Below are 15320 nucleotides of genomic sequence, written 5' to 3' on the forward strand. Positions count from 1 at the left end.
CGCGGAACCGCCGCCCGCGCACTCAGCTTCGCTCAGCCGGACGGCCGGACGCCTGCCCACCCGCGTACGTGCTCGCCGAGGCCTTCCCGTTCCGACGAGGCGTACCGCGGGAGCGATTGCAGGCGGGGCGGAATCGTCGGTGTCGATCGATCCACCCCGGGGCCGCGACGTGGGGAACGCCGCGGCGCATCTGGATGCGCCATCCGGAATCCTCGAGGTAGTGGTGGTGCCACCAGCACAGCAGCACGCCGTTGTCGGTGTGAGTGGGGCCGCCGTGCGAGTGCTCCTCAACATGATGGATCTCGCACCAAGCGGCGGGGATCGAGCAGCCGGGGATGACGCAGCCGCCGTCGCGCGCAGTGATCGCGCGACGCTGGTGGGCGTTGAACAGTCGCTCGCGGGCACCGAGCCGGATGAGGCGGCCGCGATCGTCGAAGACCATCTTCTGCACGGCGCCGGTGCAGGCGATGCGATTCGCAACGCTGGCGGGAACCGGAATGTCGATGCCGTCGATGCGGGCGATGCCGCCGTCGAGGTCGCTCGCGGTCGTGGTCACGACCAGCGTGGGTGCCGCTCCTCCCAGTGAGGGCGCGTCTGCAGAGGCCGCCGCCGTCTGCACGATCGACGTGAGCACGTCGTGCCGACGCTGCGCGGGCGTGCGCGGATCACGGACGACGTCGGCATCCACCCACTGGTCCTCCTCGGTCTTCTCCTCGGCCAGGCGAACATCTTCCGTCGGCTGGAAGGCGACCCGCGACGCGGCATGCGCGTCGAACAGGCGCTTCAGACCCGCCGCTGTCTCGGGCACAAGGCTGCCGAAGATCGGAATCAGACCGCGCTTCTCGCGGCCGAGCGTGAGGCCGCGGCAGCGCGACGCGACCTCCGCATCCGGGTCGAAGCCGTCGCGCTCAAGGAAGCGCACCCAGGTGTCGGTCATCACCTTGAGCTGCCCGTACGTCTCGGTGGGGCGCTCGGAGTCGAACGGGCGATGCCCTTCGAGCTCGGGGATCTCATCAGCCAGCCGCTCCAGATCTGGGCGCTCGTCGGGGTCGACGACGCCGGCGACCAGCTCGAACTCAGCCGTCGCGATCTCGTTGCGCGCCGCGACGCCGCGTCTGGCCACCCTGGAGAGCTGGGTGGTCACGTACCGCGCAGCCTCCTCGCCGAGCGCGCCGGAGCGGAACACCGCCGACACTGCGGGGAACGGAGCGGGAAGCTCCTCACCCGCCAGCGTCGCGCGAGGGCGGGTGCTCCGGTCGAGCCTGGTCCGCTGCTGAGCCGTCTGATCCGATACGCCGGCGATCCGCTCGAGCGCCTCGACCGCGTTGCGGCAGCCGAGCTTCGTCGAGACCTGCCGCTTCGGCTCACGCTCTGGCATCCGCGAGCGCACGTCGATCTCCCCCGCCGCACGCACCCGGAGCGCGTCGACAAGGCGACCCAGCGCCTCGGTCTCGCCCGTGAACGCGACCACGTCACGATCCGACAGGCCTGACACCGCATCAACGAGCCCGGAGATCTCGCCCACGGCAGCCTCGACTCTTGCGAGAGCGTCCCCGCGAGAGTCGAGAGCTGGCATCGTCGTCATGTCTGTAGTTTAGTATCTTTGTTCGATTCTGTCCAGAGTTCAGCCCATCTTTACAGGACTGCGCATCCGGCCTTCGACACGACAGCTCAGACGAACCCTTCGCCCGAATCGAATCTTTGTTCACTCAATGAGCGCCCCTCCGGTGCGCTCGCAGAATGGGGCGCACGCCAGGCTCAGTCCGCTGACGTGCAGGCAACACGGCGCGGCTTGCCCCCACGGTGGTGTCTGCACGACTCGGACGGACTCACCGGAGTCGACATGCGCGCATCCGGAACCGACCGGAACCGTTGCGCACCCGTTCCAGCAGGCCCCGCATCGGAGCGCCGACTCACCGGCGTAGGATGGACAGCATGTCGAAGGTCCTGCAGTCCCTCCCCGTCGGCGAGCGCGTCGGCATCGCCTTTTCCGGTGGTCTTGACACCTCTTGCGCCGTCGCCTGGATGAAGGATGCCGGTGCGGTGCCCTTCACCTACACCGGCGATCTCGGCCAGTACGACGAGGATGACATCGACACGGTTCCGCAGCGCGCGCTCGAGTACGGCGCAGAGAGATCGCGCCTCATCGACTGCAAGCCGCTGCTGGTGGAAGAGGGCCTGTCCGCACTCGCGTGCGGCGCCTTCCACATCCGGTCGGCAGGTCGCACCTACTTCAACACCACGCCGATCGGGCGCGCCGTCACCGGCACGCTGCTGGTGCGCGCCATGAAGGAGGACGGCGTCAACATCTGGGGCGACGGGTCGACCTACAAGGGCAACGACATCGAGCGCTTCTACCGCTATGGCCTGCTCGCCCACCCCGCGCTGCAGATCTACAAGCCGTGGCTGGACGCCGACTTCGTCTCGCAGCTGGGCGGCCGGCAGGAGATGAGCGAGTGGCTCATCGAACACGGCTACCCGTACCGAGACTCGGCGGAGAAGGCGTACTCCACCGATGCGAACATCTGGGGCGCGACCCACGAGGCGAAGACCCTCGAAGACCTGAACGTCTCGCTCGAGACCGTCGAGCCGATCATGGGCGTGAAGTACTGGGACCCGTCCGTCGAGGTGCCCAGCGAAGACGTCACGGTCACTTTCGAGCAGGGCCGCCCCGTCGCGATCAACGGACGCGAGTTCACCGACGCGGTCGAGCTGGTGCGCGAGGCCAACACGATCGGCGGACGCCACGGTCTCGGCATGAACGACCAGATCGAGAACCGCATCATCGAGGCCAAGAGCCGCGGCATCTACGAGGCGCCCGGCATGGCGCTGCTGTTCGTCGCCTACGAGCGCCTCGTCAACGCGATCGTGAACGAGGACACCCTCGCCACGTACCACGAGCAGGGCCGCCGCCTGGGTCGGCTGATGTACGAGGGCCGCTGGCTCGAGCCGCAGTCGCTGATGCTGCGCGAGTCGATCCAGAAGTGGGTCGGCTCCACGATCACCGGAACGGTCGCCATCCGGCTGCGTCGCGGCGAGGACTACACGATCCTCGACACGACGGGCCCCTCGCTGTCGTACGCGGGCGAGAAGCTGTCGATGGAGCGCGTCGGCGATGCAGCGTTCGGCCCCATCGACCGCATCGGCCAGATGACGATGCGCAACCTCGACATCGCCGACTCCCGCGCACGCCTCGAGGGCTACGTGCAGCGCGGCATGATCGGCGGCACGACGGGCGAGCTGATCGGTTCGCTCGAGGCAGGGGGCGCTGCGGCGATCACCTCGCACGCGCAGCCGTTCGACTCCGAGGCCGCCGAAGCACTCGACAGCGTCGGCGAGGCCGCGGCCTTCGACACCGGCACGGACTGAGCGGGGAGAACCGGGCGACGCCGACGGCGTCCTGAGCCCACGACGCAGCGCGAACGCCGCGTGCCCACGCGCCTGCGCCCGCCTCGCAGCGAACGTCGGGTGAACGGTGCCCTCGCCCGTTTCGGATGTCTGCGGTCCGTGGCATGCTCTCTCGCAAGAGCGGGCAGTTGCTCGCTCGCACGCGATCGAGAGGGCACGACCATGACTTTCCAGGCAACTCCCTACATGCAGTTCAGCGGGCAGGCGTCCGAGGCGTTGGATTTCTACCACGATGTCTTCGGCGGCACGCTCGAGGTCATGCGCTACAAGGACATGCCAATGGAGGGCATGGAGGGCGATCCGGAGTGGGTGATGCACGGCTCCCTCACTCTCGACAACGGCGTCACCTTCTTCGCTTCCGACAGCCAGGTGCCGCACGGGCCGGGCAACGTGGCCATCTGCGTCTGGGGCGACGACGCCTCTCAGCTCGAGCAGTTCCACACGCGACTGCAGCAGGGCGGCGATGTGCAGATGCCGTTCGAGGCGTCGCCGTGGGGTGCCTACTTCGGCCAGGTCGTCGATTCCTACGGCATCGTGTGGATGCTCGAGGGTGGAGAATCCGGCCAGTAGCGCGGACTGAACGGCCAGGTTTCGGGCTGCGGAGACCGACCGGGCGGTCGCCGACACAGCGATCGTCTCCGATGGAGGCGGGCGTGGACGCACAGAACGCCCACCTCGTTCATCGATCAGTCGGCGGGCGCTGAGGTCCGTTGGGTCAGTTCCGGCTCTCCTTCTCCCTGATCAGGTCGAGGGCGAGGACCGAGCCGATGACCGCCTGCCGCTGCGGAGGCGTGAGGTTCTCCGCGAGTCGGACCGCATAGGTCGATTTCCCCATGAACGCGTTGCCCATGCCCGACCATTCACGCGAGACGGTCGCCATCACACCGAGAGGGCCCACCAGCTCGAACTCGAAACCGATGAAGTTTCCCTGGAGATCGAGCTGTTCGCCCTGCAGCTCGATCGTCACGCGCGTTTTGAAGAAGGTGATCCGCTTCACGAGACTCGCCAGTGGGTTCCCTGCGCCGTCGAGGATCTCCATGCGGTCGCGCCCGAAGGTCACCGTGTCTTTGACCTGGATGAGCGGATTGTCCGGACCGTCGAACACCGTCAGCTCGCGAGCACCCATGAATGCTCGCCCGAGCGCACTGCCGCCCGTCTCGACGTGGGCGACCTGCTGCCCCTGAGCGTCCATGATCGCGAAGTCGTTCTTCGAGAAGTTCTTCGTCTGCTGGAAGACGAGGACGTTGTGCGTGAGGATCGACATGCCTGCGATCATTCCACAGCCCGCACTCATTCCTTCGGCACGTCGAGGTGTGCCTTCTTCGCCTGTTTGCGGTTGCGGGCCTTCTGGAAGATCTCCTTCGCGTCTGCCGGATCGAGTCGGCCGTCCGCGAGCATCCGGATCGGGCAGCGCTTGCATCGAGGCGTCGACTTGCAGCACTTCTTCTTGGGCACGAGCTTCTTGCCCTTCTTGCCCTTCTTGCCCTTCGACATGACGACATCGTAGGTCCGCGCGGGCTCGCGACCTATCGGAACCCTGCCGCCACGCCGCGGCGGTGGTACTCGAAGATGATGCTCGTGCGAGTGGACGCGACGAACGGCTCGGTCGAGAGGTTCTCGACGACGAACTGGCGCACGTCACTCGAATCGGCGACCGCGATGTGCACCATGAAGTCGTCCGGTCCGCCGAGGAAGAACAGCTGCAGCACCTGTGGCAGCTGTCTGACCTCGTCGATGAACGTGACGATGCCGTCGTGCCGAGTGCCTCCGCGCAGCGTCACACCGATCATCGCCTGCAGACCGCGCCCGAGTCGCCGGTGATCGACGCTCGCGTGGAATCCGCGGATCACACCACGGTCGATGAGAGATCGAGTGCGCGCATGCGCCGTCGACGCGGCGATGTCGAGCGCGGCGGCGAGATCGGCATTCGTGATGCGGCCGTCGCCGCTGAGGATCCGGACGATCCTCCGGTCGAGCTCGTCGAGCTGAACAGTCGGAAGATCCTTCGGATGGAGGTCGGAATCCGCAGCTTTCATGCGAAGCATGTTAACTGATCGTCTCAATCTGCCGAAGCATCTGTGACGTCAGATCGCGATCACCGAATCTGCTGCAACTCTGGTACAAGTCCCTTCCCCAGAAACGAGGAGATCACCATGAGGATCGCCGTTCCCACTGAGGTCAAGAACAATGAGAATCGCGTCGCCGTGACCCCGGCCGGGGTGGACGAGCTCGTGCAGCGCGGCCACGAGGTGTTCGTGCAGGCTGGTGCCGGAGAGGGATCCCGGATCGCGGATGGCGCGTATGCCGCGGCAGGCGCAGTGGTCACGTCCGACGCGGACGAGACGTGGGCCGCGGGGGATCTGCTGCTCAAGGTGAAGGAACCCGTCGAGTCCGAGTACGGCTTCCTGCGGAACGACCTCACGCTGTTCGCCTATCTTCACCTCGCGGCGAACCGCCCACTCGCAGAGGCCCTCGTGCGGGCGGGCACGACTGCCGTCGCCTACGAGACCGTGCAGCTCGACGACGGCTCGCTCCCGTTGCTCACCCCGATGAGCGAGGTCGCCGGCCGCCTGTCGACCACGGTCGGCGCGTACCATCTGATGCGCTCCCAGGGAGGCCGGGGAGCGCTTCTGGGCGGAGTTCCCGGCGTGCCACGGGCGAAGGTCGTCGTGATCGGCGGCGGCGTCGCCGGTGAGAACGCCGCCGCAAACGCACTCGGCCTGGGCGCCAGGGTGACCGTGCTCGACGTGAACGTGCGACGTCTCAGCGAGCTCGAGGCGCGCTACGGGAACGGGCTGATCACACGGCACTCGACTCGCTACGCGATCGCCGAGGAGATCGATGACGCCGACCTCGTCATCGGCTCCGTCCTGATCCCCGGTGCCGCAGCACCCAAGCTGGTCACGGACGAGATGGTGCAGGCGATGAATCCGGGCACCGTGCTCGTCGACATCGCCATCGATCAGGGAGGCTGCTTCGCCGGCTCGCGCCCGACGACCCACGACGCCCCGACGTTCGCGGTGCACGACACCCTGTTCTACTGCGTCGCCAACATCCCCGGCGCCGTCCCCGCCACGTCGACGCACGCACTCACGAATGCGACGCTGCCGTACGCCTCACGCATCGCGGACCTCGGCTGGGATGCGGCGGCCGCCGACCCCGCCCTCGCCCTCGGCCTCAACACCCGCGCCGGCGAGATCACGAACCCCGCAGTCGCGCGGACTCTCTCGGCCTGAACGGCGCCGACCGCCACGCGATATGCGACAACGCACCGGATGGGCCTCGTGCGCATCATCCGCTCGAATGACCCCGGTCATCCCTGCGACCGACGATTCTCAGCGCGGCTCCGAGGACACTTGAGGCATGACATATTCGACGCCGGCACCCGCTCTCGTCGCTCGTGGCCTCGTCAAGAGGTACGGGCCCCTCACGGCTCTCGCCGGAGTGGACGTCTCGATCGGCACGGGAGAGTCTGTCGCGATCATGGGCGCCTCAGGGTCGGGCAAGACGACCCTCCTGCACTGCCTCGCGGCGGTTCTGCCACCCGATGAAGGTTCGATCGTGATCAGTGGTGCAGACAGCACCCCCGTCGAGATCGTCGGGATGAGCGAGGATCAGCGCTCCGCCGTCCGCCGCTCACATCTCGGCTTCGTCTTCCAAGAGCACCTGCTGCTGCCCGAGCTCACGGCCCTCGAGAACGCCGCCCTCCCGCTGCTCGTCCTCGGACGGCCTCGCCGTGAGGCGGAGGAGCTCGCGCGGGGATGGCTCGCGGCGCTCGGTCTCGCGGGCATGGAGGAACGACGAATCGGCCAGCTCTCCGGCGGACAGGCGCAGCGTGTCGCGATCGCCCGCGCCCAGGTCACGGGTGCCTCGATCGTGTTCGCCGACGAGCCGACAGGCGCCCTCGACTCCACGACGTCGAGCGAAGTGATGAGCGCACTGCTTCACGCGACGACGGGGCAGGGGCGAAGCCTTGTCGTCGTGACGCACGACAGGGACGTCGCCGCCCGCTGCAGCCGCGTCCTCCGGATGCGGGACGGACGCATCGTCGAGAACGAGCCGACGCGCGGGGGAGGCACATCGCAGGATGCCGCGCAGCCGCACGTCGAGCACGGCGGAGAGATCCGCCGATGAGCGCGAGCATCCTGCCCCCGACGACAGGTCGTGTCCGCGGCCCGATCCGACGGGTCGCGACCCTCACGACCCTGCTCGCGCGCCCGTCCCGGCAGGGGCGCGCCGCCATCGTCCTCCCCGTCGTCGCCTTCGCGGTGACGACGGCGCTCCTGCTCGTCGTGACGGGTGGGACGCGGATGTTCCTCACCGCCCCGCAGGCACAGGGCGAGTTCGAGATGTTCTATGCCATCCTCAGCATGCTCGCCCTTCTCCTCATCACCGTTCCGCTCGCGACGCTCGGCGCCGCGGCGGCGCGCCTTTCGAGCCGTCGCAGGAACGACCGCCTGGCAACGCTCAGGCTCCTCGGCGCGACGAGTGGCGAAGTCGGTGCGATCACCGTCATCGAAGCGAGCGCGACGGCATTCGTCGGAGCCGTCATCGGCGTCGGTCTCTACGGCGCCTTCCTCCCGCTCGTCGGTCTCCTGCCCTTCTTCGGGGCCCCCATCGGGACGGCTTCCGCGTGGGCGGGGTGGCCGCTCGTCGGGATCGCGTGTCTGGCGCTCACGCTCCTCGCGACCGTGAGCGCCGCCGCGAGCCTGCGACGCGTGCGACTGACGCCCCTCGGCGTGCGACGCCGAACCGACGCACCTTCGCGTCGGTTCCGATCTCTCGTGATCGGGGCCGTTGCGCTCGCCTTCCTCACGCTGATCGTTCTCAACGCATCGGCGATCGGACAGCTGCTCGGTCCGATCGTCTTCATCGGAGCGCTCCTCGGCGCCTTCGCAGGAGCACTCGCTCTCCTCAACCTGATCGGCACGCCGCTCCTCGCGGCGCGCGGGCGCCGGCTCGCGCGCCGCGCGCCCGACGCAGCGCGCCTCATCGCCGGTCGCGAGCTCGCCGCACATGCCGGTGCGGCGTGGAGGCGTGTGTCGGGAATCGCGATGATCTCTTTCATCGCCGTTGTCGGCGGCGCGGGAATGAGTCTCGCGACCCTCGCCGACGACGGGGACGCCGCCATCTCGATCCTCTTCGCGGACATCAGGACCGGCGTCCTCGTGACCCTCGGCGCAGCGTTCGTCCTCGTAGCGTGTTCGGTGGGCGTGACGCAAGCGGCCTCGGTTCTGGAGGACCGCGACCTCATCGTCGGACTGGACAAGCTCGGGGTGCCTGCGCATGAGCTGCAACGCGCGCGCCGCCTGGCGGTCATGGTGCCGCTGCGATGGGCTGCGCTCGGTGGCGCGCTCATCGGAGGAGGGCTGAGCCTGCCGCTCATCGGAGCGACCGTGCTCTTCGCGCCGGCTGCGCTCGCCGTCATCGCCGCGACGTTCGTCGCCGGGCTCCTCCTCGTGCAGCTCGCGGTCGCTGCGGCGACTCCGCTTGTGACCGCGATCCGCCGCAACTCGACGGGGTGAACATCCCGACATCGTCCGCGGCAGGCTCACGCCCCCGTCAGCCCTCGTCCTCGATGACCTCCCGATCCCGATCCAACTCGTCCCGCACCAGGTGCTTCGCGTCGAGCGTGCCGTTGCGGTACGCCTGGCGCCCCGCCATATGCGCGGAGAGCGGAGCGGTCGCGAGCTGAATGACCACGACCGGCACGAGGAAGCCGACGGCGGCCCACGACTCGAGCGAGACGGCGACGCCGACCGCTATCAGGATGAGCCCGAGCACCTGCGGCTTCGTAGCCGCATGGATCCGACCCGGCACGTCGCGGAACCGCAGCAGACCGATTGCGGCCGTCAGACACAGCAGTGCGCCGAACAGCACGAGCGAGAGCGCGACGACGTAGAGGATCACTGCCCCGCCTCCCCGCCGTCGCCGGGCGCCCGGTCGCTCGGTCCGCGTGTCTCGCGGCCGTCGCGCCCTTCACGGCGGGCGACGAAGCGAGAGACCGCCACCGTGCCGAGCACGCCCGTCGCCGCGATCATCAGCATGATCGGAAGCGTGTCGGTGCGACGGTTGATCGCCGCCTCCGCACCCAGGACGCACAGCACCATCGTCAGCAGCACGTCGCTGGCCAGCGCACGATCCAGGATCGACGGCCCTTTGACCATCCGGATGATGGCGAGGACGGCCGCGACTGCGAAGACGGCCGCGATCGCGGTCACGAGCACCGAGATGATCATCGTGCCTCGCTTCCCGACTCGGCCGAGCGGCGCTCGATGTACGGTGCGTCTCCCGCGCGGCAGGTCCTCAGCTCCGCGCGCGACCCGACGGCCCGTACGATTCGCTTCTCCCAGGTGAGCGCGTGGCGGCGCACGGCGTCGAGATCGGCATCGGTGCGCACACCGATGGCGTGCAGGTACAGCACCCGCCGCGCACGATCGGCCTCGATGACGGTTGTTCCCGGCACGAGCGACGTAGCCACGGCGACATGAGTCATGATCAGATCATCGTCGACGCGCAGCGGCGCCTTCACGATCGCTGCGGACGGTGTGCCGGGCCCGACGGCCTGCCAGGCGACCTGCAGTGCGCCCAGAATCACTTCCCAGATGAACTGCAGGCCGAAGATGAGGAGCCAGAACAGGCTGACGCGGCCTGTCAGATCGGCGGGCGGCAGCCGGAACAGGCGTGTCACCACGACCGCCACCACGACGCCCGAGACGGCGGCGAGCCACGTGAACTGCCCCCAGAGCAGCATCCACAGCAGCACGAGCCAGGCGAAGAACGGCAGCTGGTTCCACAAGCGCTTCAGCGTCATGATCCCTGCTCCACCCCCTCGAGCTCGACCAGCGAGATGGGTTGCAGCAGAGACTCCCCGATGCGTTCGCACACGTCGTAGATCGGGCCGGCGAACACGGTCAGCGAAAGCGTGACCGCGACCATGCCGATCGTCGCGCCCGTCATGATGCTGGGGCTCTCGCGGCGCTCCGATTGGCTGTCCGCTGCCGGTGCCTGCTCCAGGTGCTTGAAACGGGCATCCGCGTCCGTCGCCTCCTCCTCGTGTCCGCGCCAGAACGACATGTTCCACGCGCGCATCAGCGCGTAGAGCGTCAGCAGCGAGGTCACCACGCCTGCCGCGATCGACACCCACATGATGGGCGTGCCGACACTCGCGGCCGCGTCGAACAGCGCGAACTTGCCGATGAAGCCGGAGAACGGCGGCAGCCCGCCCAGGTTCATCGCGGGGATGAAGTACAGCGCGGCGATCAGCGGCGCGGCCGTGACCAGTCCCTTCACTCGCAGGATCGAGGTCGAGCCCGCGTAGCGCTCGATCAGCCCCACTGCGAGGAAGAGCGTCGTCTGCACCACGATGTGGTGCACCATGTAGTACACCGTGGCGCCGACTGCCGCGTCGGTGTGTATCGCGAGGCCGAAGAGCATGTAGCCGACGTGGCTGACGAGCGTGAACGAGAGGATCCGCTTGAGCTCCGCCTGCGCGACGGCACCCAGAATCCCGACGATCATCGTCGCCACGGCCGCGATCGCCAGCACCAGATCGAGATCGCTGTCGGGGAACATCTGCAGCTCGGTCCGGATGATCGCATAGACGCCGACCTTGGTCAGCAGTCCGGCGAACACTGCGGTGACCGGCGCAGGAGCCGTCGGGTACGAGTCGGGAAGCCAGAACGACAGCGGGAAGATCGCCGCTTTCACGGCGAAGCCCAGCAGCAGCATGATGTGCAGCAGCATCTGCACGCCGTCAGGCAGCTCCCCCATCCGCTCCGCGATCTGCGCCATGTTCACCGTGCCGAGCGCGCCGTAGATCACGGCGATCGCGGAGAGGAAGATGATGCTCGACACCAGCGAGACCACGATGTAGACGGTGCCGGTCCTGATGCGCTCCTTGGTCGATCCCAGCGTGATCAGCACGTATGAGGCGACCAGCAGGATCTCGAACCCGACGTAGAGATTGAACAGGTCCCCCGCGATGAACGAGTTGAAGATCCCGGCCGCCAGGATCAGGTAGGTCGGGTGGAAGATCGACACCGGGGTGTCCTGATCGCGGTCTGCCGAGCCCTGCCCGACGGAGAACAGCAGCACGGCGAGCAGCACGATGCTCGACACCGCCACCAGCAGCGCGGCGAGGCGATCGACGTAGAGCACGATGCCGAACGGGAGCGGCCATCCGCCGACTGACACGGCCAGCGGCGTTCCGAGGTCGACCGCGACGAGCATGACCGCCGCGAGCAGGAACGTCGCGCTGAGGGTGACCACGGAGACGCCGATCTGCATGCGACGGTGACGGCCGAGCAGCAGCGTGAAGGCGGCGCCAAGCAGCGGCAGCGCCACGAACAGCGGAACGAGCAGGCTCATTCTGCGCCTCCGTTCCGCCGACGTCGCTCATCCGGAAGGACGATGCTCGCCGTCGTGACAGGCCCCACCTCGTCATCGGAGAAGTCGGTCCGCTCGGAGTCCTCCACCTCGGCGGCGTCCTCCTCGTCGTCGAGCGCGACGACCGTCTCGGACGCCCGCTCGCGCAGCGCGATGTCCTCTTCATCGTCCCGCACCGTGTCCTCCTGGCCCAGCTGCCACGATCGGTAGATCAGCGCGAGCAGGAAGGCGCTGACGGCGAAGGTGATGACGATCGCCGTCAGCATAAGCGCCTGCGGCAGCGGGTCGGACTGCTCACCTGCGTTCCCGTGGAACGGCGAGACACCGGGGAACCCCATCGCGATGAGCAGCAGCAGATTGGTGGCGTTGCCGAGCAGCAGGAATCCGATGAGCACACGGGTCAGGCTGCGCTCCATCATGGCGAACACTCCTGCGGCGTACAGCACGGCCATCACGACCACGAGAGAGAGGGAGACGCTCACGACGATCCTCTCCTCTCCGGCTCGGACACGGCCCCCGTCGGGGTGGCGGCGTCGTCGCCCGCGGCCGGGACGAATCGGCGACCGCCGTCCTCCATGATCTGTCGATCGACCTCGCCGCCGAGCGAGCGGAGCACGTCGAGCACCAGGCCGACGACCACGAGGTACACACCGATGTCGAACACCGTCGACGTGACGAACTCGATGTGACCGACCAGCGGCAGCTCGGCCTCCCAGACCGCGCGCGTGAGCGGATCCAGGCCGAACAGCATCGGCGCAACGGCCGTGCCGACGGCGAGCACCATTCCGGATCCCAGCATGTAGCCGGCGTCGGTCGGTGCCGCGATGCCGAGTTCGTACCTGCCACCGGCGACGTAGCGCATCACGAGGGCCAGGCCTGCGACCAGTCCGCCCGCGAACCCGCCGCCGGGGAGGTTGTGACCGGCGAAGAGCAGGTAGATGGAGATGACGATGATCGTGTGGAACAGGATGCGCACGACGACCTCGAGGATGAGCGAGCGCGAAGCCGCACTCATGCTCGCGCCGCCGAGGAGCCACGCACGGCGCGCACCGCGGTTGCCGTCGTCCTGCAGCCGGATGCCGCCGGTCGTCTCGACCACGGGAGTGCGCCCAGCGCGCAGCCGCTGCCCGAACGTGGTCTTCTTCCGCAGCTCGCGGCGCATCTGAGTCATCCGGTCGCTGCGAGCCGTGACGAACACGAGCGATGTGACGCCCGTCGCAGCCAGCACGAGCACGCTGAGCTCCCCCATCGTGTCCCAGCCGCGCAGGTCGACGAGCGCGACGTTGACGATGTTGCTGCCGTGCCCGATCTCGTATGCCAGGTCCTCCCAGGCGACGGAGACCGGCTCGGCGATCCGCGCGCTCGAGGCGATGACCGCGACGACCGCCATCGTGACGCCGACCGCCGCACCGATGAGCGCACGCACGACGGGTCTGCTCGACCCGTGATGGCTGCCCATGCGCGCCGGGACGCGCCGCAGCACGAGGGTGAACACCACCAGCGTGACGGTCTCGATGAGCACCTGCGTGATCGCGAGATCCGGGGCGCCGGAGAGGGCGAACAGGGTGACCATTCCGAGGCCCGTCACCGACACCAGCACGACACCCGTGAACCGCTTCGTCGCCCCGACGGCCAGGATTCCCACGGCGATCATCAGCACAGCAGCGACGGGCTGCGCCGGATGGTGCCACGGCTCCAGCAGCATCGTCCATTCGCCGTGCGCGACGAGAACCGCCGCCTCGGCCGCGACCAGCACGACGAACGCGAGCGCGACGTACGTCGGCAGCGAGCCGCGCTGGATGGCACGCGTCACCATGACGGCGAGTCGATCGATCTCGCGAGTGACGAGGTAGTAGACGTCGGATGCGGGCAGCGGGAGCAAGCGCCGACGGCGGTACCGTTCGAGCCGCCGCGACGCCCAGAACACGCCGATGCCGACAGCGAACGAAGCGGCGGACAGGGCGAGCGCCGGCTCGAGCCCGTGCCAGAGCGCGAGATGAATGCCGCTTCCGCCCTGAGCGGAGTCGGCGTACGCCCCGAGCACGGGGTCGAGCACGGGGACCGCGACGCCGCAGGCGACGGTGAGCACCGCGAGCAGCAGCGGGCTGGCGATGAAGTCGAGAGGAGGATCCGGCCACGACGTGCGCGAACGCACGCCGCCGTTCTCGTCGCGCTTGGTCCAGAACGCACCCCACACGAAGCGCAGCCCGTACGCGGCGGTGAGCGCAGAGCCGAGAACGATTCCGCCGAGCGCCGCCCAACCCCACACGCTGCCCGCGAGCGCCTCGTCGAGCATCGCCGTCAGAGCCGTCTCCTTCGCCACGAATCCGAGCAGCGGCGGCAGCCCCGCCATCGATGCGACGGACACGATCGAGATCGCGGCGAGAGTGGGCGCCTGTCTGCCCACGCCGCTGAGGTCGCCGATGTCACGCGTGGCGAGCTGGCGGTCGATGATGCCGACCACGAGGAACAGCGCCGCTTTGAACAGTGAGTGCGCCAGCAGCAGCGTGAGTCCCGCGAGCGCGGTGTCACGCGTGCCGAAGCCGATCACGACCGTGATGAAACCGAGCTGGCTCACGGTGCCGTAGGCGAGAAGTCGCTTGAGGTCGACCTCGCGGAGCGCCTGGAAGCCGCCGAGCAGCATCGTGAACACGCCGAGCGACACCACCAGAGGGCGCCACGGCTCCGCCTCTGCGAAGGTCGGCGCGAAGCGCGCGAGCAGATAGATGCCCGCCTTGACCATCGCCGCGGCGTGCAGATACGCACTCACGGGAGTCGGGGCGGCCATCGCACCAGGCAGCCAGTAATGGAACGGGAAGATCGCCGACTTGCTGAACGCGCCGATCAGCAGGCAGACCAGGGCGACGTTCGTCAGCGCCCCGGACGGCGGATCGTTCAGAATCGTGCTGATCGAGTTCGAGCCGACCTGCACAGCCAGGATCACCGCACCGACGAACATCACGAGCCCGCCGAGCGTGGTCGTCAGCAGTGACTGCAGCGCCGCGCGGCGGCTGGCGGCACGATTGAAGTAGTGGCCGATGAGCAGGTACGACAGGATGCTCGTGATCTCCCAGAAGATGACGAGCATGATGATGTCGTCGGTGAGCACCAGGCCGTACATCGTTCCGGCGAAGCCGAGCAGCTCGCCGGCGAACCGTCCTCTGCCCGCCCCGTGACCGCGGAAGTAGGTGGCGCAGTAGATCAGCACGATCGCGCCGACTCCGGTGACGACCAGTGTGAGCGCCCAGCTGAGAGCGTCCATCCGCATCGAGATGACGACGTCGAGCGGACGGATCCACTCGTATGCCTCGTGCGGCATGCGACCGGCGACGACGGCCGGGGCCTGCAGCAGCGCGTGCGCGAAGCCGGCGATGGGCAGCAGCGCCGCCAGGTAGAACACCCTCGAGCCGAGAAGACGCGCGAGTGGAACGACGGCGAACGACAGCGCCGCGAACACGGCGAGGATCGCGAGCATGGCGCCTCCTCGTCGTCTGGCCGGCGCGGGTGCACAGGCGGCGGGTGTG

Annotated in this window: 15 protein-coding genes; 5 read left to right on the forward strand and 10 right to left on the reverse strand. The window is 68.2% G+C overall.

Features of this window, described 5'->3' with window-relative positions:
• Nucleotides 1-22: 22 nt before the first annotated feature.
• Nucleotides 23-1585, reverse strand: coding sequence for an HNH endonuclease signature motif containing protein (locus DZG09_RS02330; protein ID WP_119696107.1), 1563 nt, complete (start codon nt 1583-1585; stop codon nt 23-25).
• Between the two features lie 350 nt (nt 1586-1935).
• On the opposite strand from DZG09_RS02330, the gene argG reads away from it, so the two are divergent.
• Together argG and DZG09_RS02340 are read left to right on the forward strand one after the other, a co-directional pair.
• A complete protein-coding gene (argG, locus tag DZG09_RS02335) occupies nt 1936-3369 on the forward strand; it encodes an argininosuccinate synthase (protein WP_119696108.1) in 1434 nt (477 codons plus the stop codon).
• 201 nt (nt 3370-3570) lie between these two features.
• Nucleotides 3571-3978 (forward strand): VOC family protein, encoded by a 408-nt coding sequence (locus DZG09_RS02340; protein WP_119696109.1) that lies wholly within the window; start codon nt 3571-3573, stop codon nt 3976-3978.
• A 145-nt stretch (nt 3979-4123) separates the two neighbouring features.
• Here DZG09_RS02340 and DZG09_RS02345 read toward each other — a convergent pair whose 3' ends face one another.
• From DZG09_RS02345 to DZG09_RS02350, 3 genes are read right to left on the reverse strand one after another with little or no spacing between them, the layout of a single operon-like run.
• Nucleotides 4124-4672, reverse strand: a complete 549-nt coding sequence (locus DZG09_RS02345; protein ID WP_162893120.1) for an LURP-one-related/scramblase family protein — start codon at nt 4670-4672, stop codon at nt 4124-4126.
• 26 nt (nt 4673-4698) lie between these two features.
• Nucleotides 4699-4902, reverse strand: a complete 204-nt coding sequence (locus tag DZG09_RS16495; protein ID WP_162893051.1) for a hypothetical protein — start codon at nt 4900-4902, stop codon at nt 4699-4701.
• 32 nt (nt 4903-4934) lie between these two features.
• Nucleotides 4935-5453, reverse strand: a complete 519-nt coding sequence (locus tag DZG09_RS02350; RefSeq protein WP_420845871.1) for an Lrp/AsnC family transcriptional regulator — start codon at nt 5451-5453, stop codon at nt 4935-4937.
• Nucleotides 5454-5561: 108 nt separating this feature from the next.
• Here DZG09_RS02350 and ald point away from each other — a divergent pair, with 108 nt between their 5' ends.
• The 3 genes from ald to DZG09_RS02365 all read left to right on the forward strand — a co-directional run bounded on the left by ald (nt 5562) and on the right by DZG09_RS02365 (nt 8933).
• On the forward strand, nt 5562-6644 hold the full coding sequence (gene ald / locus DZG09_RS02355; protein ID WP_119696111.1) for an alanine dehydrogenase: 1083 nt from the start codon (nt 5562-5564) through the stop codon (nt 6642-6644).
• Between the two features lie 127 nt (nt 6645-6771).
• Nucleotides 6772-7542 carry an ABC transporter ATP-binding protein gene (locus tag DZG09_RS02360; protein WP_119696112.1) on the forward strand — a complete coding sequence of 257 codons (771 nt, stop codon included), beginning with the start codon at nt 6772-6774 and terminating at the stop codon, nt 7540-7542.
• Complete coding sequence (locus DZG09_RS02365; RefSeq protein WP_119696113.1) at nt 7539-8933, forward strand: FtsX-like permease family protein; 1395 nt, start codon at nt 7539-7541, stop codon at nt 8931-8933. Before DZG09_RS02360 ends, DZG09_RS02365 begins: the two co-directional genes overlap by 4 nt.
• Nucleotides 8934-8970: 37 nt before the next feature.
• Here the strand turns inward: DZG09_RS02365 and mnhG are convergent, their stop codons facing one another.
• From mnhG to DZG09_RS02395, 6 genes are read right to left on the reverse strand one after another with little or no spacing between them, the layout of a single operon-like run.
• Entirely contained in the window at nt 8971-9318 is a 348-nt protein-coding gene (mnhG, locus tag DZG09_RS02370) for a monovalent cation/H(+) antiporter subunit G (protein ID WP_119696114.1), read from the reverse strand.
• On the reverse strand, nt 9315-9647 hold the full coding sequence (locus tag DZG09_RS02375; RefSeq protein WP_338039975.1) for an MrpF/PhaF family protein: 333 nt from the start codon (nt 9645-9647) through the stop codon (nt 9315-9317). The genes mnhG and DZG09_RS02375 overlap by 4 nt, the downstream gene beginning before the upstream one ends.
• Complete coding sequence (locus tag DZG09_RS02380; RefSeq protein ID WP_119696115.1) at nt 9644-10222, reverse strand: Na+/H+ antiporter subunit E; 579 nt, start codon at nt 10220-10222, stop codon at nt 9644-9646. The genes DZG09_RS02375 and DZG09_RS02380 overlap by 4 nt, the downstream gene beginning before the upstream one ends.
• On the reverse strand, nt 10219-11778 hold the full coding sequence (locus DZG09_RS02385) for a Na+/H+ antiporter subunit D (protein ID WP_119696116.1): 1560 nt from the start codon (nt 11776-11778) through the stop codon (nt 10219-10221). Before DZG09_RS02385 ends, DZG09_RS02380 begins: the two co-directional genes overlap by 4 nt.
• Nucleotides 11775-12278, reverse strand: a complete 504-nt coding sequence (locus tag DZG09_RS02390; protein ID WP_119696117.1) for a Na(+)/H(+) antiporter subunit C — start codon at nt 12276-12278, stop codon at nt 11775-11777. The genes DZG09_RS02385 and DZG09_RS02390 overlap by 4 nt, the downstream gene beginning before the upstream one ends.
• Nucleotides 12275-15271, reverse strand: coding sequence for a Na+/H+ antiporter subunit A (locus DZG09_RS02395; protein ID WP_119696118.1), 2997 nt, complete (start codon nt 15269-15271; stop codon nt 12275-12277). The genes DZG09_RS02390 and DZG09_RS02395 overlap by 4 nt, the downstream gene beginning before the upstream one ends.
• Nucleotides 15272-15320: the final 49 nt, after the last annotated feature.

Origin of the sequence: Microbacterium halotolerans (genome assembly GCF_003569805.1) — a bacterium.
GTDB classification, from domain to species: domain Bacteria; phylum Actinomycetota; class Actinomycetes; order Actinomycetales; family Microbacteriaceae; genus Microbacterium; species Microbacterium halotolerans.